25 protein-coding genes are annotated in these 26,123 nt (G+C 68.2%); 15 read left to right on the top strand and 10 right to left on the bottom strand.

The window, feature by feature from the left end; genetic code table 11:
- The first annotated feature begins 4 nt into the window (after window positions 1–4).
- The gene (locus tag ACZK1G_RS12595; RefSeq protein ID WP_101765567.1) at window positions 5–187 is read left to right on the top strand and encodes a hypothetical protein; all 183 of its coding nucleotides are present in this window, start codon (window positions 5–7) and stop codon (window positions 185–187) included.
- Window positions 188–341: 154 nt separating this feature from the next.
- Window positions 342–2,693 (top strand): GH92 family glycosyl hydrolase, encoded by a 2,352-nt coding sequence (locus tag ACZK1G_RS12590; RefSeq protein WP_049447314.1) that lies wholly within the window; start codon window positions 342–344, stop codon window positions 2,691–2,693.
- A gap of 163 nt (window positions 2,694–2,856) precedes the next feature.
- On the opposite strand, the gene ACZK1G_RS12585 is transcribed toward ACZK1G_RS12590, so the two are convergent.
- Together ACZK1G_RS12585 and ACZK1G_RS12580 are read right to left on the bottom strand one after the other, a co-directional pair.
- On the bottom strand, window positions 2,857–4,239 hold the full coding sequence (locus ACZK1G_RS12585) for a sensor histidine kinase (RefSeq protein WP_049447313.1): 1,383 nt from the start codon (window positions 4,237–4,239) through the stop codon (window positions 2,857–2,859).
- On the bottom strand, window positions 4,232–4,906 hold the full coding sequence (locus ACZK1G_RS12580; protein WP_014037371.1) for a response regulator: 675 nt from the start codon (window positions 4,904–4,906) through the stop codon (window positions 4,232–4,234). The genes ACZK1G_RS12585 and ACZK1G_RS12580 overlap by 8 nt, the downstream gene beginning before the upstream one ends.
- A 62-nt stretch (window positions 4,907–4,968) precedes the next feature.
- Between ACZK1G_RS12580 and ACZK1G_RS12575 the strand changes: the two genes are divergently transcribed.
- Genes ACZK1G_RS12575 through ACZK1G_RS12565 form a run of 3 tightly spaced genes read left to right on the top strand, consistent with a single transcriptional unit; the run spans window position 4,969 to window position 10,459 of the window.
- The gene (locus ACZK1G_RS12575; protein WP_101765566.1) at window positions 4,969–6,216 is read left to right on the top strand and encodes a TolC family protein; all 1,248 of its coding nucleotides are present in this window, start codon (window positions 4,969–4,971) and stop codon (window positions 6,214–6,216) included.
- Window positions 6,213–7,385, top strand: coding sequence for an efflux RND transporter periplasmic adaptor subunit (locus ACZK1G_RS12570; RefSeq protein ID WP_101765565.1), 1,173 nt, complete (start codon window positions 6,213–6,215; stop codon window positions 7,383–7,385). The genes ACZK1G_RS12575 and ACZK1G_RS12570 overlap by 4 nt, the downstream gene beginning before the upstream one ends.
- Complete coding sequence (locus ACZK1G_RS12565; RefSeq protein WP_049447305.1) at window positions 7,382–10,459, top strand: efflux RND transporter permease subunit; 3,078 nt, start codon at window positions 7,382–7,384, stop codon at window positions 10,457–10,459. The genes ACZK1G_RS12570 and ACZK1G_RS12565 overlap by 4 nt, the downstream gene beginning before the upstream one ends.
- Before the next feature lie 113 nt (window positions 10,460–10,572).
- Here the strand turns inward: ACZK1G_RS12565 and ACZK1G_RS12560 are convergent, their stop codons facing one another.
- Window positions 10,573–11,316: an SDR family oxidoreductase gene (locus ACZK1G_RS12560; protein WP_101765564.1), complete on the bottom strand. Its 744-nt coding sequence runs from the start codon at window positions 11,314–11,316 to the stop codon at window positions 10,573–10,575.
- Between the two features lie 105 nt (window positions 11,317–11,421).
- Here ACZK1G_RS12560 and ACZK1G_RS12555 point away from each other — a divergent pair, with 105 nt between their 5' ends.
- Window positions 11,422–12,363 carry a LysR family transcriptional regulator gene (locus tag ACZK1G_RS12555; RefSeq protein WP_101765563.1) on the top strand — a complete coding sequence of 314 codons (942 nt, stop codon included), beginning with the start codon at window positions 11,422–11,424 and terminating at the stop codon, window positions 12,361–12,363.
- 19 nt (window positions 12,364–12,382) lie between these two features.
- Here the strand turns inward: ACZK1G_RS12555 and ACZK1G_RS12550 are convergent, their stop codons facing one another.
- The 5 genes from ACZK1G_RS12550 to dkgB all read right to left on the bottom strand — a co-directional run bounded on the left by ACZK1G_RS12550 (window position 12,383) and on the right by dkgB (window position 16,693).
- Window positions 12,383–13,750, bottom strand: a complete 1,368-nt coding sequence (locus ACZK1G_RS12550) for a heavy metal sensor histidine kinase (RefSeq protein WP_101765562.1) — start codon at window positions 13,748–13,750, stop codon at window positions 12,383–12,385.
- Entirely contained in the window at window positions 13,747–14,445 is a 699-nt protein-coding gene (locus tag ACZK1G_RS12545) for a heavy metal response regulator transcription factor (RefSeq protein WP_101765561.1), read from the bottom strand. Before ACZK1G_RS12545 ends, ACZK1G_RS12550 begins: the two co-directional genes overlap by 4 nt.
- A 45-nt stretch (window positions 14,446–14,490) precedes the next feature.
- The gene (copD, locus tag ACZK1G_RS12540; RefSeq protein ID WP_049444952.1) at window positions 14,491–15,375 is read right to left on the bottom strand and encodes a copper homeostasis membrane protein CopD; all 885 of its coding nucleotides are present in this window, start codon (window positions 15,373–15,375) and stop codon (window positions 14,491–14,493) included.
- 10 nt (window positions 15,376–15,385) lie between these two features.
- Window positions 15,386–15,763 carry a copper homeostasis periplasmic binding protein CopC gene (copC, locus tag ACZK1G_RS12535; protein ID WP_049444953.1) on the bottom strand — a complete coding sequence of 126 codons (378 nt, stop codon included), beginning with the start codon at window positions 15,761–15,763 and terminating at the stop codon, window positions 15,386–15,388.
- 126 nt (window positions 15,764–15,889) lie between these two features.
- Entirely contained in the window at window positions 15,890–16,693 is an 804-nt protein-coding gene (dkgB, locus tag ACZK1G_RS12530) for a 2,5-didehydrogluconate reductase DkgB (protein ID WP_049444956.1), read from the bottom strand.
- A gap of 118 nt (window positions 16,694–16,811) precedes the next feature.
- Between dkgB and ACZK1G_RS12525 the strand changes: the two genes are divergently transcribed.
- Window positions 16,812–17,714, top strand: a complete 903-nt coding sequence (locus tag ACZK1G_RS12525) for a LysR family transcriptional regulator (protein WP_014037360.1) — start codon at window positions 16,812–16,814, stop codon at window positions 17,712–17,714.
- A gap of 141 nt (window positions 17,715–17,855) precedes the next feature.
- On the opposite strand, the gene ACZK1G_RS12520 is transcribed toward ACZK1G_RS12525, so the two are convergent.
- Entirely contained in the window at window positions 17,856–18,332 is a 477-nt protein-coding gene (locus ACZK1G_RS12520; RefSeq protein ID WP_014037359.1) for a MerC domain-containing protein, read from the bottom strand.
- Between the two features lie 32 nt (window positions 18,333–18,364).
- Between ACZK1G_RS12520 and ACZK1G_RS12515 the strand changes: the two genes are divergently transcribed.
- From ACZK1G_RS12515 to ACZK1G_RS12480, 8 genes are all read left to right on the top strand, one after another.
- Window positions 18,365–18,898, top strand: a complete 534-nt coding sequence (locus tag ACZK1G_RS12515) for a ZrgA family zinc uptake protein (protein ID WP_049444963.1) — start codon at window positions 18,365–18,367, stop codon at window positions 18,896–18,898.
- A complete protein-coding gene (locus ACZK1G_RS12510; RefSeq protein ID WP_049444965.1) occupies window positions 18,895–19,590 on the top strand; it encodes an ATP-binding cassette domain-containing protein in 696 nt (231 codons plus the stop codon). The genes ACZK1G_RS12515 and ACZK1G_RS12510 overlap by 4 nt, the downstream gene beginning before the upstream one ends.
- Window positions 19,583–20,836 (top strand): ABC transporter permease, encoded by a 1,254-nt coding sequence (locus ACZK1G_RS12505; RefSeq protein ID WP_049444967.1) that lies wholly within the window; start codon window positions 19,583–19,585, stop codon window positions 20,834–20,836. The genes ACZK1G_RS12510 and ACZK1G_RS12505 overlap by 8 nt, the downstream gene beginning before the upstream one ends.
- A gap of 2 nt (window positions 20,837–20,838) precedes the next feature.
- Window positions 20,839–21,390: a DUF3299 domain-containing protein gene (locus tag ACZK1G_RS12500; RefSeq protein ID WP_049444969.1), complete on the top strand. Its 552-nt coding sequence runs from the start codon at window positions 20,839–20,841 to the stop codon at window positions 21,388–21,390.
- A complete protein-coding gene (locus ACZK1G_RS12495; RefSeq protein WP_049444971.1) occupies window positions 21,380–22,021 on the top strand; it encodes a DUF3299 domain-containing protein in 642 nt (213 codons plus the stop codon). The genes ACZK1G_RS12500 and ACZK1G_RS12495 overlap by 11 nt, the downstream gene beginning before the upstream one ends.
- Entirely contained in the window at window positions 22,021–22,767 is a 747-nt protein-coding gene (locus ACZK1G_RS12490; protein WP_049444973.1) for a hypothetical protein, read from the top strand. The genes ACZK1G_RS12495 and ACZK1G_RS12490 overlap by 1 nt, the downstream gene beginning before the upstream one ends.
- Window positions 22,768–22,918: 151 nt before the next feature.
- On the top strand, window positions 22,919–24,451 hold the full coding sequence (locus ACZK1G_RS12485) for an MFS transporter (protein ID WP_101765560.1): 1,533 nt from the start codon (window positions 22,919–22,921) through the stop codon (window positions 24,449–24,451).
- 4 nt (window positions 24,452–24,455) lie between these two features.
- Entirely contained in the window at window positions 24,456–25,013 is a 558-nt protein-coding gene (locus ACZK1G_RS12480; protein WP_049444977.1) for a TetR/AcrR family transcriptional regulator, read from the top strand.
- Window positions 25,014–25,142: 129 nt separating this feature from the next.
- On the opposite strand, the gene ACZK1G_RS12475 is transcribed toward ACZK1G_RS12480, so the two are convergent.
- Window positions 25,143–26,024, bottom strand: a complete 882-nt coding sequence (locus tag ACZK1G_RS12475) for an AraC family transcriptional regulator (protein ID WP_049444980.1) — start codon at window positions 26,022–26,024, stop codon at window positions 25,143–25,145.
- Window positions 26,025–26,123: the final 99 nt, after the last annotated feature.

The following is a 26,123-nucleotide window of genomic DNA, read 5'->3' as shown; positions in this document are numbered from 1 at the left end:
TCCTGTGGACATCGAACTTCAGGAAAGGGACCGCATTCACTTCGTCGGCGTGAATGAAACGCCGCTATCGTGTGAAGAGAAGGTGATTGCGATGCCATTTCCGGCCCAGGTGGCGCGAAGTGCGATGGCGGTCACGTCGCAGCCGGGGTTGTCGCGGGACGCCTTTTCGCGCCGCTTTTGGGCTTGACGACAGTCTGGTGAGCGCCATGGCGCCGAACCATGCAAATAGTTGCATTGGAAATCAGACAACTCCTGTCGCCTTTGGATTCATTCAGCTGCGCCGCAACATGCGGCGCCTGAGTCCCGGTGCTAGCATCCGGTCACCATCTGAATCGATCCAAATGCCGATGCCCACGCTGGACCGTCGTCTCCTGATCGCCTTCGCCGCTACCGCCATGCTTGCCTCCGGTGCCGCCCTGGCTGCCACACCGAACACCGCTGCCGAACGCGCCTATGCCGCGGTCGATCCCTTCATCGGCACCGGTGGAGAGGGCCATACCTACCCGGGCGCCACGGTACCGTTCGGCATGGTCCAGCTCAGCCCGGACACACGCATCCAGCCGCGCGAGAAGGCCTATGGCTGGGCAGCCGGCTACCGTTACGACGACAGCAGCATCGTCGGCTTCTCGCATACGCATTTTTCCGGCACCGGTCATTCGGACCTGGGCGACATCCTGCTGATGCCGTTCACCGGCAACCCCGGCCTGGAGCGCGGTGATCCGGAGAAGCCGCGCAGCGGCTATGCATCGCGCTTCCGCCACGCTGATGAGAAGGCCGAGCCGGGCTACTACGCGGTCACCCTGGATGACTACAAGGTGCGCGCCGAACTGACCACCAGTGCGCGCGTGGGCGTGCACCGCTATGCCTTCCCCAAGGGCACCGACGCCAAGGTGCTGCTGGACATGCGCACCAGCATGTACGACTACCCGGGCAAGGTGCTGTGGTCGCGGGTGCGGGTGCGCGCCGACGGTACGGTGACCGGCTTCCGCGAGACGCGCGGCTGGGCGCCGGGCCGCCAGCTGTATTTCGCGATGCGTTTCTCGCGGCCGCTTTCCGGGCACGAGCTGCACAACACCGAGCAGGACATCGTCTACAAGGGCTTCCCCCCGCCGGGTGAGAAGGATCCCGCGCAGCGTGCGCAGATCGAGGGCCGTCAGCTGGTCGGTACGTTCGCGTTCGGCAAGCTGGACGCACCACTGGTGGTCAAGGTGGCGATCTCGCCGGTCAGTGAAGCCGGTGCCATCGCCAACCTCGACGCGGAAGTGGCGGACTTCGATTTCGACCGCGTGCGTGCGCAGGCAAAGCAGGAATGGACGCAGGCGCTGTCGGTGCTCGATATCGATGCGCCGGAACACGCCCGGCGCAGCGCCTATACCGCGCTGTACCACACGATGCTGGGGCCGACGCTGTTCATGGATGCCGATGGCCAGTACCGCGGTTCGGACAACGCCGTGCACAAAGCCGATGGTTTCACGAACTATTCGACGTTCTCGCTGTGGGACACCTACCGTGCGCTGCATCCGCTGCTGACGCTTGTGCAGCCGGAGAAGCGCAACAGCGACTTCGTCAATTCGATGCTGGCCCACCATGAGCACAGCCCCTACGGCATGCTGCCGGTGTGGTCGTTCCACGGCCTGGAAGACTGGTGCATGATCGGCTACCACGCGGTGCCGGTAATCGCCGACGCCTACGTGAAGGGCATCCGCGGCTTCGACGCCAACAAGGCGCTGAAGGCGATGGTCGAGACCGCCAACTACGGTCCCTACGACGGCATCGCGCAGTACCGTGAGCTGGGCTACGTACCGATCGACGAGGAAGGCGAAGCGGCCAGCAAGACGCTGGAATACGCCTTCGATGACTGGACCATCGCACGCATGGCGCAGGCCATGGGCAAGACCGATATCGCGGCCACCTTCGACAAGCGCGCCGGCAACTGGCGCAACGCGTTCGACAAGGACACCGGCTTCATGCGTGCGCGCAAGCGTGATGGCAGTTTCCGCACGCCGTTCGATCCCAGTGCCAGTGGTTACGGCACCGACTACACCGAGGGCAACGCCTGGCAGTACTCATGGTACGTGCCGCAGGATGTGGCCGGCCTGGCGGCAGCGCACGGTGGCAGTGACAAGCTGCTCGCGCGCCTGGACGAGGTGTTCAACGCCAAGGTAGATCCGTCCATCTTCGAGCACATGGAAGACATCACCGGCCTGATCGGCTGGTATGCGCATGGCAACGAGCCCAGCCACCACGTGGCCTACCTGTATTCGTACGCCGGCCAGCCGTGGCGCACGCAGGCGCGCCTGAAGCAGATCATGGATACCCAGTATGCCGACCGCCCCGATGGCCTGGCCGGCAACGATGACGTCGGCCAGATGTCGGCGTGGTACGTGTTCACCGCGCTGGGCTTCTACCCGGTGGCACCGGGTTCGGGCGAGTACATCCTGGGTCGTCCGTTCCTTCCGAAGACCGCGATGCGACTGCCGAACGGCAAGACGTTCACCATCGTGGCCGACGGGCTGGATGACAGGCACACCTACGTCGGCAGCGTGAGCCTCAACGGCAAGCCGCTGCAGCGCACCTTCCTGCGCCACGACGAGATCCTGGCCGGCGGCGAACTGCGCTTCAGCATGCAGGCTGAGCCCAACAAGGCGTGGCCCGGGCAGGGCGCGCAGGCGCCGTATTCGATGAGCCGGTGATGATGGGCAGCCCCGCATTGCCGCCGTCATTGCCCCGCACTTGGTAGGTGCCAACCTTGGTTGGCACGCGGAACATCAACGGTGCCAACCAAGGTTGGCATCTACCGGAATCCGCCGGCCGTGGGCCCTTGGTAGGTGCCAACCTTGGTTGGCACGCCGGACGTCAGTGGGAACGAAACCGCAACCCCACCCGCGCGCCACCAATCGGCGCGCCATCAATCACCAGCGCCGCACCATGCCGCTGCGCGATCTCGGCCACGATCGCCAGCCCCAGCCCGCAGCCGTCGCCCTCGCTGCTGGCCCGGTAGAAGCGTTCCGTGACGCGCTCGCGCTCGGGCTCGGCAATGCCGGTGCCGTCATCGTCCACCCACACCTGCACGCCCTCGGCATCCTGCTGTAGCCCCAGGGTGATCACACCGGGCACGGCACCGTAGCGCAGCGCGTTGTCCAGCAGATTGCCCAGCGCCTCGCGCAGCAGCTGCGGATCACCCAGTACCTGCACGCCGTCGTCGGGTCCCTCGTAACCCAGGTCCACGCCCGCCGCCAACGCACGATCGGCGTAGCGCTCCACCACGCCGCGCGCCAGCGCGGCCAGGTCCAGCGGCTGCAGCGGCAGTGCGCTGCCATGCGGATCCTCGGAACGGCTGAGCATCAGCAGCTGGTTGACCAGGTGCTGCAGCCGCGCCAGCCCGGCCAGCGTGCCGGACAGCGCCAGCTGCTGGGCCTGCGGATCATGCTGGCGCAGCGAACTCTCCAGCTCCACCTGCATCGCCGCCAGCGGCGTGCGCAACTGGTGTGCGGCGTTGCTGACAAAGCGCCGTTGCGCGGCCTGCATCGCGTCCAGCCGTTGCAGCAGCGCGTTGTAGGCCTCCACCGCCGGCCACAGTTCGCGTGGGGCTTCCTGCGCGGGCTCCAGTGGCGCCAGCGGGTCCGGGCGCGGGCTGGCCAAGCGCCGCGCCACCTGGTTGGCATGGCGTGCGGCAGCGCCGGTACCGGACCAGGCCAACCATGCGGCCAGCGCCAGGATCGCGGCCTGGAACGGGATGCTGGTCAGCAGCAGCTTGCGTTCCAGGCGATGGCGCTTGCGCAGCGTTTCGGCCACGCGCAGCCGGATATCGTGGCCCGGCCCGGCACTGACCACCACTTCCACCATGCGCACGGCTTGCCCACGAAGGCGCGCATCGTAGTAGACGGCGTCGTCATCACCTGCAGGGCCGGCCGCGGGGCGTGGCAGCGCCTCAGGCAGGTCGCCATACAGTCGCCCGCCATCGGCATCCACCACCTCGCCGTGCACTTCGTCGGCGGTGTCCCAGGTGAACATGCGCGACACCGCCGGGGTGATCTCGATCGAGGCACGCCCGTCCTGCACCTTCACCAGCTCGGACAACGACATCGCCGAGTCCAGCAGCCAGCGGTCGTAGACCTGGCCGGCGTAGAAGCGGGCCAGCGCAAATGAACCCACCGCGCTGCACAGCAGCAGTACCAGCAGCGGCAGCCACAGGCGGCGCAGCAGCAGGCCACGCAGGCTGTGCACGCGCTCAGTCACCGCCGGCCTCCAGCCGATAGCCCAGGCCACGCAGCATGCGGATGCCGACGCCGGCGCGCGCCTGTTCCAGCTTGCGGCGCAGGCGGCTGACATGCACTTCGATCACCGACAGGTTGGCCTCGTGATCCCAGCTGTACAAGGCGTCGAACAGGCGCTGTTTGGTGACGGTGCGGCCGGGGTGCTGCATCAGAGCCTCGACCAGCGACAGCTCGCGGGCGGTCAGTTCGATGCGTTGGCCATCTACCTGCGCTTCATTGCGGATGCTGTCGAAGCACAACCGGCCCAGGCGCTTCTGCGCCGGTGCATCGCTGCGGCGGCGTGACAGTGCACGCAGGCGGGCTTCCAGCTCACCCAGTGCGAACGGCTTGGCCAGGTAATCATCGCCACCGCGGTCCAGGCCAAGAATGCGGTCCTCCACGCCATCGCGCGCCGTGAGGATCAGCACCGGCAGGGTGACGCCGTCGTTGCGCAGGCGCGAGAGCAGGTCCAGGCCATCGACGTCGGGCAATGAAAGGTCGAGCACCATCACGTCATACGGTGCGCTGGCCAGTGCAGCCGGCGCGTGCAGCCCACGCGAGAGGTGGTCGCAGAGATGGCCGGCGCCCTGCAGGGCACGGATCAGTCCATCCGCCAGAGCGGCGTCGTCTTCGATCAGCAGGATTCGCATTGCAAGCTTCGTGCAAGGTTGGGGCAAGTTTGGCGCAAGTGCGTCACCTTACCGTGACGTGCATGAATTTCTCCCCTCGTCTTGCGGCTCTGCTGGCCGCCCTTTCGTGCGCGCCTGCGGCTTCGGCGCTGTCCCTGGCGGATGCGCAGCGCGCAATGGAAGCGCACAACCCGGACCTGCGCGCGGCGGCACTGGAGCTGCGCGGGGTGCAGGGTGATGCGCAGACAGCGGCACTGCGCCCGGCCACCGAGCTGTCGATCGGTACCAGCAAGATCAGCCCCAAGCATGGCATCGGCCCGGGGCGCTGGCAGGACAAGCGGGTGGACAGCACGCTGGGCCTGGGCTGGACCTGGGAGCGCGGCGGCAAGCGCGCATTGCGCATCCGCCAGGCGGACGCGCTGCTGGAAGTGGCCGGACTGGACATGCTCGATACCCGGCGCCGCCAGCAGGTGGCGCTGCATGAAGCCTATTTCGGCCTGAAGGGTGCGCAGGAGCGGGCGCAGATTGCCGACGCCAACCGGCGGAGTTCGGTCGAACAGATGGCGGCGGCCGACAAGCAGGTGGCCACCGGGGCGATGGCGCCGGTGGATCGTGCGCGGCTGGCGGTGGACGATCTGGCGGTGGCCGACGCGGCGCGCGAGGCGGCCCTGGATCTGCGCGATGCGCGGCATGCGCTGGGCCTGCTGCTCGGCAGCGATGACAGCCGCGACCTCAGTGCCGATGACCCCTGGCCGGATGCCAGCGGCGTGGCCGATGTGCGCGCGTTCGATCCGCAGCAGCGCGCCGACCTGCGTGCGGCGCGTTCGCGCCTGGCCGCCGCCGACGCGGGCGTGGCACTGGCGCGTAGCGAGCGCCATCGCGACGTCCAGCTGGGCGTGGAGGCGGAGCGCGAGCCCACCGACATCAGCGGTGTCACCTGGGGTGTGTCGTTGACCATTCCACTCGGTGGCCCGTCGCGCGCACGCGGCGCGATCCAGCGTGCCGAGGCCGACCGCGACAGCGCCGCGCTGGAATTGCAGGTGCTGCAGCGCGAAGCACGCGCCGAGCTGGATCAGCTGCAGGCCAGCGCACAGTCCGCCGCACAGCGCCGCAGCGACTACGAGGGGCTGCAGTCCGACGCTGCACGCAAGGCGGTGGAGGGCATCGAACTGGCCTATCGCCGTGGCGCCGCCAGCCTGACCGATCTGCTCGACGCGCGGCGCAGCTGGCGCGATTTCGAGGCTGCGCTGATCGAAGCGCGTGCCGACCATGCCATTGCCCTGGCGCGCTGGGAAGCGGCCACATCCGTTGCTGAAGGAGAGTCCCGATGAAGTCCACCGTCACTTATCGCCCGCAGGCGCGACACGCCGTGCTGCCGGCCTTGCTGGCGCTGGCCCTGCTGGGCGGCTGCGGTCGCGAGCCGGCGTCCTATGCCGAGGACGCGCCCCAGGTCAGTGCCGGCCAGATCCAGTTTCCCGCCGACAGCCGCCAGCTGGACGTGCTGCGCAGCGAGGCGGTGACCGCCGGCGCCAGCGCCAGCCTGCAGCTGCCGGGCCGGGTGGTCTGGGACGAGACGCGCTCCAGCGCGCTGCGCACGCCGCTGGCGGGGCAGGTGGCGCGCATCGAGGCGCAGCCGGGGCAGAAAGTGAAGGCCGGCCAGGTGATCGCCTGGATCACCTCGCCCGAGTTCGGCCAGGCGCAGGCGGAGGGCGTGCGTGGCCGCGCCGAGCTGCAGCAGGCGCGCAAGGAGCTGGACCGTACCCGTGAACTGCATGCTGCGGGTGTGGCGTCCGGCCGTGAGCTGGATGAAGCCGAGGCCAGCTTCGCGGGCAGCCAGGCCGATCATGCGCGCGCCACCGCCTTCGCCAGGGCCTATGGCAATGGCCAGCACGTCGACCAGCGCCTGCCGCTGCGCGCGCCCATCGATGGCGTGCTGGTGGAGCGGCGGATGAGCCCGGGCATGTCGGTCAGCCCCGACAGTGAACAACCATTGGCGGTGATCGGCGATCCGGACCGGCTGTGGTTGCTGCTGGACATCCCCGAAAGCCTGGCGGGACGGCTGAAGGCGGGCATGCAGGTGAGCGTGCCCGGTGCCGATGGACAGCCGTTGCAGGCGACCCTGCAGCACGTGGATGACTTCGTCGACAGCGAGCGCCGCGTGGTGCAAGCGCGCGCCGAGCTGGACAACCGAGCGCGTGGCTTCAAGGCAGGGCAATACGTGCGCGCCCAGGTGGCGTTGCCGGCCGAGGGCGGTGTCTCGCTGCCCGACGCAGCGGTGCTGCTGATTGATGGAAAGCAGGTGGTGTTCGTGGAGGAAGGCAAGGGCCGCTTCGTGCGCCATGCCGTGCACGCCGAGGAGCTGGGTGACGGCCGTCTGTCGGTGCGTGAGGGCCTGCCCGTGGGCAGCAGGGTGGTGGTCGAAGGGGGGCTGCTGCTGCAGCAGCTGGTCGACAGTGCGCCAGCAGCGGCCAGCACCGGCGCGGGGCATGCCGCCCCATGATCGATCGCCTGATTGCCTACTGCCTGCGCCAGCCGCTGATGGTGATGCTGGCGCTGCTGTTGTTCATCGGCGCTGGCATCGCCGCGTTCCGCGTGCTGCCGGTGGAGGCCTTCCCGGACGTCTCCGACACCCAGGTGACGGTGGTGTCGCTGCACCCGGGCCGCGCCGCCGAAGAGGTGGAACGCGAAGTGACGATGCCGCTGGAAGTGGCGCTGTCCGGCATTCCGCATTCGGTGCGGGTGTTCTCGCATACGCAGTTCGGCCTGTCGATGATCATCCTGACCTTCGACGACAAGGCCGATGACTATTTCGCGCGCCAGCAGGTGCTGGAGCGCCTGCAGGGCGTGGAGCTGCCGGAAGGGGTGAGCCCGGAGCTGGAGGCGATGAGTTCGGCGGTAGGCGAGATCTACCGTTACGTGCTCAAGGGCCCGCACATGACACCGACCCAGCTGCGCACCGTGCAGGAATGGACGATGGAGCGCAGCCTGCGCACCGTGCCGGGCGTGGCCGATGTGATCAGCTTCGGCGGCTTCGCGCGCACCTTCCAGGTCAAGCCGGACCTGGACAAGCTGCGTGACCGCGGGATCAGCCTCGGTGAGTTCGCCGAGGCGCTGGAAAAGGGCAGCTCGAACGCCGGCGGCGGCTACGTGGAGCGCGGCCAGCAGCAGTTCCTGATCCGTGGCGTGGGCCTGATGCGTTCGCCGGCCGACATCGGCAACGTGGTGGTGGCGCAGCGTGGTGGCACGCCGATCCTGGTGCGCGACCTGGCCAGCATCGCCGATACCGGCCTGCCACGGCAGGGCCTGGTCGGCCAGGACGACAATGACGATGCGGTGTTCGGCATGGTGCTGATGCGCAAGGGCGAGAATCCGTCCGACGTGCTCGACGCCCTGCATGCCCGCATTGCCGAGATCCAGGCGAACCAGCTGCCGGCCGGGGTCAGCATCGAGCCGTTCTACGACCGCTCGTGGCTGGTGTCGACCACGCTGAAGACCGTCTTCCGCAATCTGCTGGAAGGCGCAGTGCTGGTGTTCCTGGTGCTGTGGCTGTTCCTGTACAACGCCCGCGCCGCGCTGATCGTGGCGGCGATGATGCCGCTGGCGCTGCTGTCGACCTTCCTCGGCCTGCACCTGTGGGGCGTGCCGGCCAACCTGCTGTCGTTGGGCGCGATGGACTTCGGCATCATCATCGATGGCGCGGTGATCGTGACCGAGCACATCGTCTCGCGATTGTCGAAGCTGCCACCCACGGCTGATCGGAAGACGCGGTTCTCGACCATTCTTTCTGCCGCATCGGAAGTGGGCCGGCCGACGTTCTTCTCGATGCTGATCATCATCGCCGCGCACATTCCGATCTTCACCCTGCAGCGCCAGGAAGGCCGCATGTTCGCGCCAATGGCGTACTCGGTGACCTCGGCGTTGATCGGTGCGTTGATCCTGGCGCTGACCGTGGTGCCGCTGTTCTGCTACTGGTGGCTGCGGCGTGACCGCATGCGCGACGGCAACCCGCTGATGGACCGCCTGACCGGCTGGTACCGGCCGATCCTGGAGCGCGCACTGGCGCGCCCGCGTGCGGTGGTGCTGACCGCGGTCGCGCTGCTGGTCGGCACGCTGGCACTGGGTACCCGCCTGGGCTCGGAGTTCCTGCCCGAGCTGGACGAAGGATCGATCTGGCTGACCGCCACGCTCGACCCGAGCACCAGCCTGGCCGAAGCGCAGCAGCAGTCGCGGCGCATCCGTGAGCTGGTCGGCACCTTCCCGCAGGTGTCGACGGTGGTGGCCAAGCTGGGGCGGCCGGAGGACGGCTCCGATGCCAAGGGCGCCAACCAGATCGAAGCGCTGGTGGCGTTGAAGCCGGAGAAGGAATGGCCGAAGGGTGTGGACAAGCGGCAGCTGGTCAGTGATCTGCAGCGCACGCTGGAGCAGCGCATTCCGGGGCCGGAGTTCTCGATCTCGCAGCCGGTGCGCGACAACATCCTGGAGAGCATCTCGCAGATCAAGGGTCAGGTGGTGATCAAGGTCAGTGGCTCGGATCTGGACGTGCTCAACCAGCACGCGCAGGCGATCCTGGGGCAGGTGCGTGGCGTGGAGGGCGTGGAGAGTGCCTTCATCGACCGCGACGGCTCCCTGCCGCAGCTGCAGATCGAGATCGACCGTGACCGCGCCGCGCGCTATGGCCTGAACGTGCGCGACATCGACGAGGTGATCGAGACCGCGCTGGGCGGGCGCCAGGTCGGCGAGCTGTGGGAGGGCGACCGCAAGTTCCCGATCACGCTGCGCCTGGACGATGCCGATCGTGACCTGCAGCGGCTGCGCACGGTGCCGGTGGGCATCGGCGATGGCCACACCGTAACGCTGTCCGACGTGGCCGACTTCCGCATGGCCAGCGGCGCGATCAACATTTCGCGCGAGAACGCACAGCGGGTGAAGGCGGTGAGCATCTTCATCGCCGGGCGTGACATGGGCAGCGTGGTGGCCGACATGCGCAAGCGGGTGGACGCCAGCGTGCAGCTGCCGGAAGGCTACCGGCTGGAGTGGTCCGGCGAGTTCGAGAACCAGCAGCGTGCGATGAAGCGGCTGGGCTGGGTGATTCCGCTGTCGGTGCTGATCATCTTCGTGTTGCTGTTCGATGCCTTCAAGGAGATCAGCAGCGCCGCACTGATCCTGGCCAACGTGCCCCTGGCGATGATCGGCGGCATCCTGGCCCTGTGGCTGACCGGCATTCCGCTGTCGGTGTCGGCGGCGATCGGCTTCATTGCATTGTTCGGGCAGGCGGTGCTGAACGGCGTGGTGATGCTCAGTCGCTTCGCGCAGCTGCGCGAGCAGGGCATGGACCTGCTGCAGTCGGTGGTGCAGGGCTCGCTGCAGCGCCTGCGTACGGTGCTGATGACCGCGCTGCTGGCGATGTTCGGCCTGCTGCCGATGGCGACCTCGCACGCGATCGGTGCCGAGACCCAGAAGCCGTTGGCGGTGGTGGTGATCGGCGGCCTGCTGTCGGCGATGCTGCTGACCCTGCTGGTGTTGCCGACGCTGTACTACTGGGTGCACCGCCGCCGCGAGGCGCGCGCCGGATGATCGGCACGGTAGATCCACGCCATGCGCGGATGCGACCCGGCCGCCAGGCATGGCCCGGTAGGTGCCCACCTTGGTGGGCACGCGGCGACGCGCCCACCAAGGTGGGCGACCACCTACACCATCCCGCCATTGGCGCGCAGCACCTGGCCATTGATCCACCGGCCATCGGCACCGGTCAGGAAGGCCACCGCGCCGGCGATGTCCTCCGGCGTACCCAGCCGTTCCAGGGGATTCATCTTCGCCAACCGCTCGATCAGCTCGGGTGACTTGCCCTCCAGGAACAGGTCGGTGGCCGTCGGGCCCGGTGCCACTGCATTGACGGTGATGTTGCGCCCACGCAGTTCCTTGCTGAGGATCGCGCCCATCGTTTCCACTGCAGCCTTGCTGGCGGCATACACGCTGTAGTTCTCCAGCCGGATGCCGACCACGCTGGTCGACAGGCTGATCAGGCGGCCGCCGTCGCGCACCCGTCGCGCACTTTCGCGCAGCACGTTGAAGGCGCCCTTCAGGTTGATCCCGATCACCCGTTCGAACAGGGCATCGTCGCTGTCGGCCAGCGGCGCCAGCTGCAGCACGCCGGCACTGTTGACCACCACGTCGATGCCGCCGAAACGGGCCTCGATGGCGTCGAACAGCTGGCGCACCGCCTGCGGGTCGGCCACATCGGCCTGCAGGGCAAGGGCCTGCGCACCGGCGGCGTTGAGCTCGGCGGCCAATGCCTCGGCATCATCGCGGCGACCGGCATAGTTGATCACCACCGCATGGCCGTCGGCGGCGAGTCGGCGCGAAATGGCGGCACCGATGCCGCGGGAGCCGCCGGTGACCAGGGCAACGGAGCGGGTGGAGGAGAGGGTCATGGTGGCGTCCAGCAGGCACGCCGGAATGGCGCAGGGCCATCTTCGTCATCTTTTCCGCCCGGATAATCATGCATAATCCGCCAACATCATCCGGGTAGCCGAATAATGGACCGTTTCACGGCCATGCGCGCCTTCGTCCGTATCGTCGAGCGCCGCAGCTTCACCCGTGCCTGCGAGGACCTGGGCCTGCCACGGGCCACGGTGACCGACGCGATCAAGGCGCTGGAGCATCGGCTGGGCGTGCGCCTGCTTCACCGGACCACACGGCTGGTGGTGCCCACCCTGGAAGGCGAGGCGTTCTATGGGCGTTGCCTGCGCCTGATCGCCGACATGGACGATGCCGAGGCCGCGTTCCGTGACGTGCCGCCGCGTGGCCCGCTGCGCATTGAAGTGCATGGCACGCTGGGCCGGCACCTGCTGTTTCCGCACCTGCCGGACTTCCTGCAGCGCTACCCGGAGATCGAACTGGAGGTCAGCGAGGGCGATCGCTACGTGGATCTGTTGCGCGAAGGCGTGGATGTGGCGCTGCGTGTCGGCACGCTGGCTGACAGCGATCTGGCGGCGCGGCGGTTGACGCTGCTGCGCGAAGTCACCGTGGCTTCGCCAGATTACGTGCAGGCATATGGCATGCCCGGGACCATCGAATCGCTGGAGCAAGGTCACCGGATGGTCGGCTACCGCTCCAGTGCCACCGGCCAACTGATTCCGCTGGAGTTCCAGCAGGGCGCGCAGGTGCGCCATGTGCCGCTGCCGGTGAGCGTGCGTGTTTCCGGTGCGGATGCCTTCCTGGGTGCAGCGCTCGCGGGGCTGGGCATCATCCAGGCGCCACGCTACCGGATGGACCCGTACATCGGAAGCGGGCAGCTGGTTGAACTATTGCCGGACTCGCCGCCGACACCGAGCCCGTTGAGCCTGGTCTACCCGCGCAACCGCACGCCTTCGCCGCGGCTGCGGGTGTTCATTGATTGGGTGGCCGGGGTGTTCGACCCGGCCGGGGTTGCCGGCCAGCGGCCGGCACTACCGAACAGGGGCGTGCGCGCTGGGTAGTGCCGGCCGCTGGCCGGCATTACCGGGCTGATGCGCTCGGCAGCACCAGCTCGAACACGGTGCCGGTTTCATCGGAGGTCACGCTTACCGTTCCGCCATGCGCCTGTGCGATCGCGCGGGTGATTGCCAGGCCCAGTCCGGCGCCCTCGTGGCGGCCGCGCTCGCCGCGGTAGAAGCGATCGAACAGGCGCGGCAGTGCTTCTTCGGCAATCGGCGTACCGATGTTGTGCACGCTGATCCTGCACAGGTTCCCGTCCTCGACCAGACGCACCCGCACGTCGCTGCCCAGCGCCGCGTGCTTCAACGCGTTCGACAGCAGGTTGGCGATCGCCCGGTGCAGCATCAGCCGGTTGCCTTCGACGCGTGCGGTGCCTTCGCGATGCAGGGTCAACTGCCGGTCTTCGGCCAGCAGGTCATAGAACTCCAACAGCGAATCCACCACTACGTCCAGCGCCACCGGCTCGCGCGAAGGCAGCGCGCCGGGCGCCTCGGCCTGCGCCAGGTACAGCAGGTCACCCACGGTCTGCGCGAGCTGCTGCAGCTCCTCGGCACAGGACACCAGCGTCTCGCGATAGGCCTCGTTGCTGCGCGGGTGCGCCAGCACCACCTGCACCTGGGTCAGCATGTTGGTGATCGGCGTGCGCAGTTCATGGGCCAGGTCACCGGAGAACCCGGTCAACCGCGCGAAGTCCTGCTGCAACCGTGCCAGCATGCCGTTGAGCGTCTGCGCCAGCTGTTCCAGTTCGGCCGGTGCACTGCGCGCGCTCAGGCGCCGCTGCAACCGGCCGGCGGTGATCTGCCGGGCTTCATCGGCCAGCGTGCGCAGCGGTCGCAGTGTTCGCCGCACGACGTAGCCACCGAGCAGGCTGCTGGCCACCGCGGCACCGATGATCGCGATCGCCAGCAGGTGGCGGAAGCGCTGCAGGAAATCGGCATGGCGGTCGTCGTCGATGGCCAGCAGGGTCACCAGCTGGCTGCCATCGGCCAGGGTCAGGCGCAGGTGCAGGGCATGCATGCAGCGGCCATCGGCCAGGATCCAGTCGTGCCGCCGTGGCGCAGCGTCGACCGGCTGGCTGCGCGCATGCTCGCGCAGCAGTGCCGGGGCGGTGGAGAACAGCACCGCACCGCTCCCATCAGCAATGTGGAAGGCGATATCCGGATGGTGGCCCAGCGCCTCTGCCAAGCGCTGCCCGCGCGCGGATACAGGCCCGTTGCCGGCGAGGTCACGGATCAGCGCGACCTTGTTTTCCAGTTCGATGAAATCCTGGGCGACCAGGTCGTGGCGGGCGCTGACATAGATCGCCACGCCCAGCACGGCCAGCACCAGCGTGGCGACGGTGGCGAACAGCAGCGTCAGCCGTACCGCGATGGAGCGGCGCAGGTTCATCCGCTGTGGGCTGCGCCGTCGTCCGGCGCCTCCAGCACGTAGCCCATGCCACGCACGGTGACGATCAGCCTGGCGTCGAAGCCATCGTCGATCTTGGCGCGCAGGCGGCGGATCGCCACGTCGATCACGTTGGTGTCGCTGTCGAAGTTCATGTCCCACACCTGCGAGGCGATCAACGAGCGCGGCAGCACCTCGCCGCGGCGTCGCGCCAGCAGTTCCAGCAGGGTGTACTCCTTCGGACTGAGGGTGATGCGCTGCCCAGCGCGTTCGACCCGGCGGCGCAGGGTGTCCACCACCAGATCGGCGATGACGATGCGCTCGGCCTGCGGCAGCGCCTGGCCCCGGCGCAGCAGGGTACGCACGCGCGCCAGCAGCTCGGCGAAGGCGAACGGCTTGCCCAGATAGTCGTCGGCGCCCAGCTCCAGGCCCTGCACGCGGTCGGCAATGCTGCTGCGCGCGGTGAGGAACAGCACCGGCACCTGCCAGCCGGCTTCGCGCAGCCGCGACAGCACGTTCCAGCCATCCAGGCCGGGCAGCATCACGTCGAGGATGACCAGCTGGTACTCGCCGCTGCCGGCCAGATGCAGTCCATCGACGCCGTTGCAGGCGAGATCGACCACGTAGCCGGCTTCGATCAGGCCCTGGCGCAGGTAATTGCCGGTCTTGGGTTCGTCTTCGACGATCAGCAGTTTCATGATGCGCCCATCATCGCAGCTTGCGTGCAGGCCGGCTGCGCAGGCTCATGTCAGGGGATCCAATGTGCCGAGTACCGCCACGCAGGCCAGCACCAGCAGCGCCAGCACCGACTCGCAGGCCAGGCTGTGGCGCAGCGAGCGCAGCGGCCGCGGTTGCCAGCCGCCGCGGATGGAGGTGGCCAGCGCCGGCACCAGCCGCCAGCGATGCAGTGCCGCCAGCCCCAGCATGCCACCCACCAGCGCCAGCTTGATCAGCAACCATCGTCCATGCGCGGTGCCGGTCAGGGTCTGCAGGGAGCCGCCGAGATCGACATAGGTATAGGTGCCGGTCATCGCCAGCGTGGCGACGATGATCGTGCCGGGCAGGGCGAAGCGGTGCGCGGCCTGCCACAGTTCATGGGTGCGTTCGCGCAGGCGCAGGCCCTGCGGACGCAGCGCCAGCTGCAGGATGGCGGCGATTGCGCCGACCCAAGCACCGGCGGCCAGCAGATGCACGACGCCGGCCACCAGTCGCAAGGTACCGGCTAACCCATCGCCCGCAGCGGCATGCCCATTCCAGGACAGGCTGGCCAGGGCCGTGCCGGAAAGCACCAGCAGGGCTACACGGCGCAGGCCCCGCAGCGGCGCGGCGAATGCCAGCAGCGGCAGCATCGCCAGTAGCGCCAGGAGGCGCAGCAGGCCCGCTTCACCCACCGGCGTACCGGTAAGGAACCAGCGCGCCATGTCGAGGTCGATGTCGGCCGGCGACAGACCGAGCACGCTGGACAACCGGGTCACGGCATCGGTGACCCCCACCAGCAACGCGATCAGGACGAGTGCCAACAGGATGGGACGGGGCAGCGCAGGCCGGGCGAACAGGATCCGCCCGAACAGCAGCATCAGCACCAGGTACAACGCCAGCCGCAGCGCGTACGGCGAGAGCTCGGCCACGACCGCCGCCCTACTTCACGGTGAAGCGGTAGCTGCCGGTGATCGGATGGCTGTCCTGGCCGACCGCGCGCCACTGCAGTGCGTAACTGCCTGCCGGCAGCGGCTTGGCGAAGCGGGCACGCAGGGTGTGCCCGTCTTCGGAGATGTCCTGCGCGGTGGTGGGCATGGCCATCTTCATGCGGCCATGGTCCATGCTCAGTTCGATGCGGGTGGCGCGCGGCATCACCTTTTCACTGAACTGCAGCTCGATCTGGCTGGCCGGAGCCACGCTGGCGTCGGCGGCCGGCGTCGAGCGCACCAGGCTGGGATGGGCCAGGGCCAGCGGTGCAACCGCGAGGCTGGACAGCAGAAGGATGAGCGACGCGGGGCGGAACAGGGAACGGGTCATGCGCAGGCACCGGCAGGGAAGTGGCCCTCAGGGTGGAGGGCGGCGCCTTTCGCTGCCCTGACCCGTACATTACCGATCTGTCATGTTGGCCAGCGCGTCGCATGCCGATACGGGGTCACGCGCCGCTCAGTCCCAGGCCGGTGCCAGGCCGGGCGGATCGACTTCGCGGCCGTTGCGCTCAAGCGCAGCGATCGCGGCCATGTCATCGGCATCCAGGCGCAGGTCCTGGGCGAGCAGGTTGCTGGCCAGGTTCTCGCGCTTGGTCGACGACGGAATGACCGAGTAACCGCGCTGCAGCGCCCACGCCAGCGCGACCTGGGCCACGGTGGCGTGGTGCTTGTCGGCGATGGCGGCCAGCACCGGGTCCTTCAGCACCTTGCCGTAGGCCAGGGTCATGTAGGAGGTGACGGCGATGCCCTGGTCCTGCAGGAAAGCGGTCAGCGCCGGGTTCTGCAGGTAGGGGCTCAGTTCGATCTGGTTGGTGGTGATCTCGCCGGCGCCGACCACCTCGATGGCCTGCCGGGTCAGCGCAATGTTGAAGTTGGACACACCGATCTGGCGGGTCAGGCCCAGCTGCTTGGCTTCGGCCAGCGCGGTCATGTACTCGCGCAGTTCAACGCCATTGCCCGGCGCCGGCCAGTGGATCAGCAGCAGGTCCACATGATCGGTGCGCAGCTTGGCCAGGCTGTCGCGCAGGCTCGGGATCAGTTTGTCGGCGGCGTAATTGTCCACCCAGATCTTGGTGGTCAGGAACAGCTGGTCGCGCGGCACGCCGGATTCGGCGATGGCCTGGCCGACCTCGGCTTCGTTGCCGTAGATCTGCGCGGTGTCGATCGCACGGTAGCCGACCTCGAGGGCGTTGCGTACCGAGTCGATGACGGTCTGGCCGGTCAGGCGGAAAGTGCCGACGCCAAAGGAAGGAACGCTCATGGTGGACTCCAGGGACTTCGTTGAGAGCCGGTGGGCTCGGGACAGGGCGAAGTGTGGGCGCTTTACATTTGTTGATTAAGCTGTGTATACGGGAAATTCTTTTGCGCCGAGGTAAACAATGAAAACCACCCTGGATGAGCTGAAGGCCTTCGTTGCGGTGGTCGACAGTGGCTCGATCACCGCAGCGGCCGAAGGGCTGGAGCTGACCATCTCGGCCACCAGCCGCACCCTGGCGCGGCTGGAGGACAAGCTGCAGACCACGCTGCTGCGGCGGACCACGCGGCGGCTGGAACTGACCGAGGAAGGTGCAGCGTTCCTGGAGTACGCGCGCACGATCCTGGCCACGGTCGACGAGGCCGAGGAGCAGATGGCTGCGCGACGCCTGCAACCGGTCGGGCGCCTGCGCGTGGACGCGGCCACGCCGTTCATGCTGCACGTGATCGTGCCGCTGCTGGAAGGCTTCCGCGCGCGCTACCCGCAGGTGGAGCTGGAGCTGAATTCCAATGAGGGCATCACCGACCTGATCGAGAAACGCACCGACGTGGCGTTCCGCATCGGCGTGCTGCGCGATTCCACCCTGCATGCACGGCCGATCGGCCACAGCCGCATCCGCGTGGTGGCCAGCCCCGAGTACCTGCGCCGGCACGGCACGCCGACGCGCGTGGAGCAGCTGCGCACGCATGACCTGCTCGGCTTCACCCAGCCCAGTTCATTGAACGAGTGGCCGCTGCTCGATGACGATGGTGGGCCGTTCGTGATCGAGCCGGCAATCGCTTCGTCCAGCGGCGAGACGCTGCGGCAGATGGCGGTGGCCGGGCTGGGCATCGCCTGCCTGTCCGATTTCCTGACCCGACAGGACCGGCGTGAGGGCCGACTGGTGCAGCTGTTCGCCAGGCAGACGCAGGACGTGCGGCAGCCGATCAACGCGGTGTACTACCGCAACACCGCGCTGGCTGCGCGCATTACCTGCTTCGTCGACCACGTGACGCAGACGCTGGGGCAGCGCCCGTTCGACGAGTGAGGGTGGGTAGAGCCGGCATGCCCTGTCCGCCGGATCACCGCGGATGCCGGCCAGCGGCCGGCACTACCGTTGGCTGCGTGAATGTTTCAGTAGATCCACGCCATGCGTGGATGGGGGCTTCCCGCCGGCCGCTGGCCGGCACTACCGGCGGTTGTGCAGCGCGCGCCGGTTGCCGATGTGTGCGCACGCCAGCAGCACGCCACCGCTGGCCGTCGCCACGCCGTGCCAGAGCAGCGATTCCTTCAACGGCAGGTACAGCGAGGCGGACAACAACAGGATGGCGCCGGCGCAGGCCAACTGCAGGGATCGCCAGTGACCATGCCGGTGCAATCCGGCCGTGGTACTGGCCAATGCCAGCGATGAGGCCAGCAGCGCGAACAGCCATTCCCAGCGCGACATCACCAGCAGCACCGTCATCGCGCCATGGCCGGGGTGCTGGAACGAACGCAGCGCCATCATCGCCGCCGGCACGAAGGCGAGCAGCAGGGGCAGGGCGATGCAGTGGGCGGCGCAGGCCAGGGACAGCCAGGCGCCGGCCAGATCAACGCGGGGATGCCAGCGTGCCGAAGTTGGCGGCTGGGCCAGGGCCCTTGCGGGCGTCGTGGGGATGTGGTCCATAATGTTACATAGTAACAATTGGAGCCTCCCCCATGAAGTGTTCTGCTGCTCTTTTCCTGCTGCTGGCTGCCAGCGCCGCACAGGCCCATGATGTCCGCCAGCTGGGTGCGCACGTACACGGCCAGGCCACCGTTGATCTTGCGCTCGACCAGCAGACGCTGGAATTCGCCCTGCAGGCACCCGGTATCGGCATCCTTGATTTCGAACGGCCGCCGGTCAATGCGACCGAGCAGGCGGCATTGGCGCGTGCGGTTGCGCTGCTGAAGGACGGTCGCTGGGTCACCCTGCCCACCGCTGCGGACTGCCGCCTTTCCAGCAGCGATGCCAAGGCGGAAGGTTTCGATGCGACGGCCACGCCGCCGCCGGCAGGACAGCATCGGCATGCGGGATTCAGCGCAACGCTGCAGTACCACTGCGCCAAGCCGGCCGAGCTGCGGGCCATCGTCGTGCGCCTGCCTGCGCTGTTCCCGGGCCTGCACGAGGTGATCGTCAACAGCGCAACCCCCCATGGCCAGAGCCGCAGCGTGCTGACCCCGGGCAACCTGCGCGTGGTGCTGGCACCGTGAGCATGCGACCGGTGATTGCGCTGGATGATGTGCAGTTCGGCTATGGCCGGCGGCTGGTGCTGGACGTGCCGCGGCTGTGGATCGAGCAGGGCAGCAGTGTGCTGCTGCGCGGGATCAGTGGCGGTGGCAAGAGCACACTGCTGGGGCTGCTGGCGGGGGTGCTACTGCCCGGCAGGGGCAGCGTCGAGGTCGCCGGCCACGGGCTGCAGGCAATGCGCGGGGCCGCACGGGATCGGTTCCGTGCCGATCATCTGGGCGTGATCTTCCAGCAGTTCAACCTGCTGCCGTTCCTCAGCGTGCGCGACAACATTGCGCTGGGCCTGCGCTTCTCGCGCCTGCGTAGCGAACGCATCAGTGGTTCGGTGGATGCCGAGATCGTGCGCCTGCTGCGCGCCCTGCAGCTGGATCCGGCGCTGATGCAGCGGCGCGCGGGTACGCTCAGTGTTGGCCAGCAACAACGCGTGGCGGCAGCACGCGCCCTGATCGGTCGGCCGGCGTTGCTGCTGGCCGATGAGCCCACCTCAGCGCTCGACCGCGAAGCGGCGACCGCCTTCCTGCAGCTGATGTCCGCGCAATGCCAGGCGGCCGGCACCACGGTGCTGGTGGTCAGCCATGACGACAGCCTGCAACCGCTGTTCGATCGCACGATTGCCCTGTCCGAGATCAACCAGGCAGGTGCCGGCCATGCTTGAACTCGCCTGGGCCAGCCTGCGCAGCCGCGCGTTGAGCGTGGGCCTGACCGTACTGGTCATCACCCTCAGCGTGGTGTTGTTGCTGGGTGTCGAACGCGTGCGCACGCAGGCGCACGAGGGGTTCGCCAGCACCGTGTCGGGCACCGACCTGATCGTGGGCGCGCGTTCGGGGCCGGTGAACCTGCTGCTGTACTCGGTGTTCCATATCGGTGACCCGACCAACAACGTGTCCTGGCAGTCCTACCAGGCGCTGTCCGCGATGCCGCAGGTGAAGTGGGCGGTGCCGCTGTCGCTGGGGGATTCCTGGCGCGGCTACCGCGTGGTCGGCACCAGCGGCGGCTACTTCGAGCACTACCGCTACGGCGCAGGGCATGCGCTGGCGTTTGCGCAGGGGCGGGCATTCGACGACCTGTACGACGCGGTGATCGGTGCCGAGGTGGCACGCGCGCAGGAGGTCGGTCTCGGCGATGAGATCGTGCTCGCCCATGGCACCGGTGCGGTCACGCTCGCCACGCATGCCGACAAGCCGTTCCGGGTCTCCGGCATCCTGCAGCGCACCGGCACGCCGGTCGATTCGTCACTGCTGGTCTCGCTGCCGGCCATCGAGGCTATCCACGTCGACTGGCGCTCGGGCGTGCAGCTGCGCAGCCAGAGCGTCAGTGCCGAGCAGGCGCGCCACCTCGACCTGACCCCGACCAGCATCACCGCGTTCATGCTCGGCCTGAACTCGCGCATCGCCACCTTCTCGGTGCAGCGCAGGATCAATGAGTATCCCGAGGAGGCGATGCTGGCCATCCTGCCCGGCGTGACGCTGCAGCAGCTGTGGCAGTCGCTGGGCACGGCCGAGCGCGCCCTGCAGCTGATCAGCGCGATGGTGGTGCTGCTGGGCATGGTCTCGCTGGTGGCGTTGCTGGTATCGACACTGCAGGAGCGGCGGCGCGAGATGGCGATCCTGCGTGCGACCGGCGCACGGCCGGGTTACATCGCCGGCCTGCTGGTGGTGGAAGCGGTGGCGACCAGTGCCGTGGCCTGCGTGCTGGCGTTGGCGCTGCTGGTGGCCGCCAGCATTGCCGGGCGTGGCTGGGCGCTGGCGACCTTCGGTCTGTCGATCACCCATGTGTGGCCGGATGGCCGCGAACTGGCGTGGGTGGCGGGCGTGCTGGCGATCAGCACGGCGGCCGGGCTGGTGCCGGCGTTGCTGGCCTACCGGCGCACGCTGGCCGATGGCCTGTCACCGGGAGGCTGAGCATGCGCTGGTTGCTGTCGCTGCCGATGGTGCTGGCACTGGCCGCCTGCGAGCGGCCGGTGGATACCGGTGTGCAGGCCTTGCCGCCATCGCCGCTGGTTGAACGCGAGCGCCCCGCAGACGCCACGGAGCAGGAGCTGGATTGGCTGCAGATGATGCCGAAGGATGAGCTGGCCGCGCTGGAGCGGGGCGGGGGCCCGGAGGTGGAGCACAACGGCAACCGGCGTATGCCGCAGTTCGGCACGTTCCGCACCGTGGATACGGTGCTACAACGTCCGGTGCGCCTGCCCGGCTACGTGGTACCACTGGCCAACGCGCAGGACGGGCGCCTGACCGAATTCCTGTTCGTGCCGTACTACGGCGCCTGCATCCACGTGCCGCCACCGCCGCCGAACCAGATCGTGCACGTGGTGCTGCCGCGCCCGATCGCGATGCCGGACATGTACTCGCCGTTCTTCCTGGCCGGCACCCTGCGCGCCGAACGGCTGGATGACGAGCTGGCCGGCTCGGCCTACACCATGCGCGATGCGGAGCTGAGGCCGTATGAACCGTAATGTCCTGATGGGAGTGGCGTGCTGCCTGGGCTTGCTGGGGTGCACGCAGGCAGGCGGGAACGCGACGACCGTCACTGCTGCACCGGCCCCCGCGCCGGCACAGCCCGTCGCGGCTGGGCCCGTCGCGGCTGAAGCACCCATCGACCGTTGGGACGCGCTGCGGCCCGATGAGGTGACCTATCAGCGCCCGCCACCGCAGATCGGCCTGTCACGCAATGGCATGGAGGGGGTGGGCGGGCTGATCGACGACACCGGCTCCGGCACGCCGCCGGGTCAGGAGATCGACCATTCCAGCCCGGACCGCGCCAAGCAGTTCGGCTCCTCGCGCGTCGTCGACGCCGTCGACGGTCGCGCGGTGGATCTGGATGGCTACGTGGTACCGCTTGGCACCAACGATGCAGGCCTGGTCGATGAACTGCTGTTCGTGCCGTTCTACGGTGCGTGCATCCACGTGCCGCCGCCGCCACCGAACCAGATCATCCACGTGACCCTGGCCACGCCGATCGCACTGGGTGACCTGTGGGATCCGTACCGGTTGGCCGGTCGCCTGCAAGTGAAGCGCTTCGATGCGGACATTGCCAGCGCGTCCTACGATGCCGCAGCGGCAACGCTGACGGCGATCCACAACTGATGCGTGCGCGCTGGACCATCGTTGCAGCAGCCTTGCTGGTGGCGGTTGCGCTGCTGGTGTGGTGGCAGCGGCAGGCTGCACCCATCGCGCCACCCGCCATCGCATTTCCGCCGCCTTCGTCCGGTGCCCGCCAGCGCATCGAACAGCGCATGGCCGATGACCATGCCTTTCGCAACGACGTGCTGTTCCTGCTTGCGGCGACCCTGCGCGACCGCTGCCAGCCGGCGCAGGCGGGACTGCTGGCGCGCATGGCCAATCGTGCATCGCTGCCGGTGCTGGCGGCGGTCAGTGCGGTGACCCAGCAGGATCCATCACTGGACCGGCCGATCTACCAGTACATCCAGCATCGGGCGGACGCGACGCCGTGTGGCCAGCCGCTGCAGATGCCGTTGGCCGGTGGGCGCAGCATGGCCGTGGACATCGAGCAGTACGCGCGCACTTTCCCGGACAGCTATTTCGACCCGCAGCGCAGCAGCGAGCCGCGGGATTTCGGCGGACTGTCGCTGCAGCAACGCGCAGGGAATGCCTGCAACAGCGTGGTGTATTCGGTGTTGCCGCTGGGCGGCAGCGATTGGCGGTGCAGCAGCCTGCGCGCCAATGCCCGCGCACGGGTGCGTGGGCTGTGCGAGGACGAACTGCGGCGCCAGCATGGGGGAACGGGCGGGGAACTGGACATGGCCGTGGGGCAGGGCATGCAGGGCGCGGTGGTGTCGGCGATTGCCGCGCTGCCGGACGACTGCCGATAAGCGTTTACCAGTAGAGCCAGGCCATGCCTGGCTGGCGGTTCAGCCAAGCAGGTCCGGCTCTACAAACGCTGAACCGGTGGATCCTGAAGGTCATAACTATACAGGACATCCTGTATAGTTATGGCCGTACTCCACCCCATCAGGTTCTCCCATGGCTTTGTCCCAGCCCCTGGCCGGTGCTCCGGCCCTGTCGCGTGCCCGTCGCTGGGCGCTGTTGTTCACCGTCGCCGCTGGTCTGTTGCTGGTCACGCTCGACAACTCCGTGCTCTACACCGCACTGCCCACCCTGACCGAGGAACTCTCGGCCAGTGCCGGGCAGGCGTTGTGGATCATCAACGCCTACCCGCTGGTGATGGCCGGCCTGCTGCTCGGTGCCGGCACGCTGGGCGACCGCATCGGCCACCGCCGCATTTTCCTGATCGGCCTGGTGGTGTTCGGCCTCGCCTCGCTGGCAGCGGCATTCGCCGACAGCGCCGCGCAGCTGATCGCTGCCCGTGCGTTACTGGCAGTTGGTGCGGCGGCGATGATGCCGGCCACGCTGGCCCTGATCGGCCTGAGCTTCCACGAAGAGCGCGAGCGCAACATCGCCATCGCGATCTGGGGTTCGGTGGCGATCGTCGGTGCGGGTCTCGGCCCGATCATCGGTGGCTGGCTGCTGCAGCACTTCTGGTGGGGTTCGGTGTTCCTGATCAACGTACCGGTGGTGGTGGTGGCCTTCGTCGCTACGCTGCTATTGGCGCCGGAAGGCCAGCGCGACACGTCGCGCCCCTGGGACATGGTGTCCTCGCTGCTGGCGCTGGCCGCACTGTCCGGCCTGGTGCTGGCGATCAAGTCGCTGATCGCTACGCCGCCGTCGTATGCCCTGGGTGCGGGCGCGCTGCTGTTGGCGGTTATTGCGGGTGCGGCGTTCGCGCGCCGCCAGCAGCAGCTGCCGTACCCGCTGCTGGACTTCGCGATCTTCCGCAATCCGGCGTTCCTGGCCGGCACGCTGTCGGCGGTGTTCACCCTGTTTGCCATGGCTGGCCTGCAGCTGGTCACCACCCAGCGCTTCCAGCTGGTGGCGGGCTTCACCCCGCTGCAGGCGGGTCTGCTGGTGTCGGTGGCGGCGCTGGGCAGCCTGCCGAGTGCGCTGCTGGGCGGTAGCATCCTGCACCGTGTCGGCCTGCGCCCGCTGATCTGCGGCGGCCTGGCCGCAGGTGCGCTGGGTGTCGGCGTGGTGGCGTTCGGTTTCCCGCATGGCCTGGGTTGGGTGGTGGCTGGCATGGCCATCACCGGGTTCGGCATGGGCTCGGCCATCTCGGTGGCGTCCACTGCCATCCTCAACAACGTACCGGCGCACCGTGCGGGCATGGCCTCGTCGGTCGAAGAGGTGTCGTATGAATTCGGTGGCCTGCTGGCGGTGGCGATGCTGGGCAGCCTGAGCGCGGCGATGTATGGCGCCTTCCTGCCGGCCTCGGCCGACATGCCCGAGCTTGCCCGCGAAGGCTTCACCCAGGCGCTGCACGTGGCGCGCGAAAGCGGGCAGGGCGAGTGGTTCGCACTGGCTGCGGCCGCGTATGACCGCGGCTACCAGATCGTGCTGCTGGTGATCACGGTGATGCTGGTGCTCGGCGCGACGATCATCGCGCGCCTGCTGCGTGGCCGCGTCGGCAGCCGCGAGGGCGCGGCCGATCGCGTAAAATAAGGCGATGAGAACCAGCAAGCGCGACCGCATCCTCGACGCCGCCGTCAACGTGATCAATCGTGACGGTGTGCGTGCGGTGACCTTCGAGTCGGTGGCGGCCGAGGCCCAGCTGACCCGTGGCGGCCTGCTGTACCACTTCCCGTCGCGCGAGGCACTGCTGCGCGGCATCGACGAGCACCTGGTGCAGGCCTGGGAGACGTCGATGGAATCGCTGCTGGGCAAGGGTGCGGAAGAAGCATCGGCGCTGGAGCGCTACCAGACCTTCGTGCGCGTCTCGGCGCAGAGCGCCACCCGCGCCGAGCTGATGTTCATGCTCGAATCGGCCGACCCGGACGCCGATGAGCGCCCGTGGGGCCCGGCGGTACGGCGCTGGGCGCCGTTGCCGCCGTCGACCGGGCAGAATGACCCGGCCGCGCTCGACAATTTCGTGGCACGGCTGGCTGCCGATGGTCTCTGGATCTACGAGGCGATGTACGAAGGCCAGCTGGATGAAAGCGTGCGCGCCCAAGTGGCCGAGCGCATCGCCGGGCTGCTGGCGAAGCCCGATGGATCATCGCGCTAGCGGGTAGAGCCGACCGCTGGGTCGGCTGTCCTGTAGCGTCGAGCCATGCTCGACTGTCTTCCCGTCAGGCCACAAGATCCCGCGCTCCGCGCGATAGTCGACCAGCGGTCGACTCTACCCCTCACCCATTTACCCGACCTGTGCTGCGGTCGCTGCCAGCCACGATCTCGGCGAAGCCCCCAACCGCTTCCGGAACGCCTTCGACAACGACGCGGTATCGGCAAACCCCACCTCGATCGCCACCTGCTTGACCGCCACGCCCGCCCGCAGTTGCGCGCAGGCCAGGCTGAGCCGCCAGTCGAGCAGATAGCTGGCCGGCGTTGCCTGCATCACGTCCTTGAACACGGCCGCGAACGCGCTGCGTGACATGCCGGCGGTCGCGGCCATCCGTGGCAGCGTCCATTCGTCCTGCGGCGCCTGGTGCATCGCCACCAGCGTGCGTGCCAGCCGCGCGTCGGACAGCCCGCGCATCAGCCCATGGCTGACGCCTGCCGCATCCGGATGGTCCACCACCCAGCGCAGGATCTGGATCAGCGCCACCTCGAACAGGCGGTTGGTCAGCAGCCGTGACCCGCAGCGCTGGCGGTCGGCCTCGGTGAACAGCAGGTGCAGGGTGTCGTCCAGTTCGGTGATCGCGGCCAGCGGCACCACCATCACCGGCGGCAGCGACTGCACGATCGGATTGCGCGCGCCGCCATCGAAGTCCAGCGTCGCGCAGGTGAAGTCCGGGCCCTCCAGTGGGGCATTGAAGAACACGTGGTGCAGCGGCTGCGGGTACAGCAGCAGGCTGGGGGTGTCGATCTTCAACCGTGGCAGCGCGGTATCGCCATCGGGATGGCGCACCTCCATCTCACCCCGGCGCAGGATGTGCAGGAACGCGCGCCCGGGTTGCGGCTCGAACACCTGCCGTCCACACAGCGGACCGCTGTGGAACAGCGCGGCCTGCACCCGGAAGCGTTCCAGCAGGGAGGAGAGGCGATCGGGTGCGGAGGCGTCGAGGGGAAGGTTCATGGACGTATGGACAACATATCCGGCTTATTAAGTGCGATGTGTCCAGTGAGTCTACCTAGGATGAGCGGGTCGTCCAATCCCGGGCGCTTTCCCAAGGAG

The organism is Stenotrophomonas sp. 109824_Sma (genome assembly GCF_056480025.1).
Note: the sequence above shows the minus strand (reverse complement) of the source record. Positions and strands in the feature narration are given on the sequence as shown.

What these genes read in the sequence shown, in the direction of transcription:
- ACZK1G_RS12590 (WP_049447314.1), top strand. Translation starts at nt 342, where the DNA reads ATGCCGATGCCCACGCTGGACCGTCGTCTCCTGATCGCCTTCGCCGCT.
- ACZK1G_RS12580 (WP_014037371.1), bottom strand. Translation starts at nt 4,906, where the DNA reads ATGCGAATCCTGCTGATCGAAGACGACGCCGCTCTGGCGGATGGACTG.
- ACZK1G_RS12575 (WP_101765566.1), top strand. Translation starts at nt 4,969, where the DNA reads ATGAATTTCTCCCCTCGTCTTGCGGCTCTGCTGGCCGCCCTTTCGTGC.
- ACZK1G_RS12570 (WP_101765565.1), top strand. Translation starts at nt 6,213, where the DNA reads ATGAAGTCCACCGTCACTTATCGCCCGCAGGCGCGACACGCCGTGCTG.
- ACZK1G_RS12565 (WP_049447305.1), top strand. Translation starts at nt 7,382, where the DNA reads ATGATCGATCGCCTGATTGCCTACTGCCTGCGCCAGCCGCTGATGGTG.
- ACZK1G_RS12560 (WP_101765564.1), bottom strand. Translation starts at nt 11,316, where the DNA reads ATGACCCTCTCCTCCACCCGCTCCGTTGCCCTGGTCACCGGCGGCTCC.
- ACZK1G_RS12555 (WP_101765563.1), top strand. Translation starts at nt 11,422, where the DNA reads ATGGACCGTTTCACGGCCATGCGCGCCTTCGTCCGTATCGTCGAGCGC.
- ACZK1G_RS12550 (WP_101765562.1), bottom strand. Translation starts at nt 13,750, where the DNA reads ATGAACCTGCGCCGCTCCATCGCGGTACGGCTGACGCTGCTGTTCGCC.
- ACZK1G_RS12545 (WP_101765561.1), bottom strand. Translation starts at nt 14,445, where the DNA reads ATGAAACTGCTGATCGTCGAAGACGAACCCAAGACCGGCAATTACCTG.
- copC (WP_049444953.1), bottom strand. Translation starts at nt 15,763, where the DNA reads ATGACCCGTTCCCTGTTCCGCCCCGCGTCGCTCATCCTTCTGCTGTCC.
- dkgB (WP_049444956.1), bottom strand. Translation starts at nt 16,693, where the DNA reads ATGAGCGTTCCTTCCTTTGGCGTCGGCACTTTCCGCCTGACCGGCCAG.
- ACZK1G_RS12525 (WP_014037360.1), top strand. Translation starts at nt 16,812, where the DNA reads ATGAAAACCACCCTGGATGAGCTGAAGGCCTTCGTTGCGGTGGTCGAC.
- ACZK1G_RS12520 (WP_014037359.1), bottom strand. Translation starts at nt 18,332, where the DNA reads ATGGACCACATCCCCACGACGCCCGCAAGGGCCCTGGCCCAGCCGCCA.
- ACZK1G_RS12515 (WP_049444963.1), top strand. Translation starts at nt 18,365, where the DNA reads ATGAAGTGTTCTGCTGCTCTTTTCCTGCTGCTGGCTGCCAGCGCCGCA.
- ACZK1G_RS12505 (WP_049444967.1), top strand. Translation starts at nt 19,583, where the DNA reads ATGCTTGAACTCGCCTGGGCCAGCCTGCGCAGCCGCGCGTTGAGCGTG.
- ACZK1G_RS12500 (WP_049444969.1), top strand. Translation starts at nt 20,839, where the DNA reads ATGCGCTGGTTGCTGTCGCTGCCGATGGTGCTGGCACTGGCCGCCTGC.
- ACZK1G_RS12495 (WP_049444971.1), top strand. Translation starts at nt 21,380, where the DNA reads ATGAACCGTAATGTCCTGATGGGAGTGGCGTGCTGCCTGGGCTTGCTG.
- ACZK1G_RS12490 (WP_049444973.1), top strand. Translation starts at nt 22,021, where the DNA reads ATGCGTGCGCGCTGGACCATCGTTGCAGCAGCCTTGCTGGTGGCGGTT.
- ACZK1G_RS12485 (WP_101765560.1), top strand. Translation starts at nt 22,919, where the DNA reads ATGGCTTTGTCCCAGCCCCTGGCCGGTGCTCCGGCCCTGTCGCGTGCC.
- ACZK1G_RS12480 (WP_049444977.1), top strand. Translation starts at nt 24,456, where the DNA reads ATGAGAACCAGCAAGCGCGACCGCATCCTCGACGCCGCCGTCAACGTG.
- ACZK1G_RS12475 (WP_049444980.1), bottom strand. Translation starts at nt 26,024, where the DNA reads ATGAACCTTCCCCTCGACGCCTCCGCACCCGATCGCCTCTCCTCCCTG.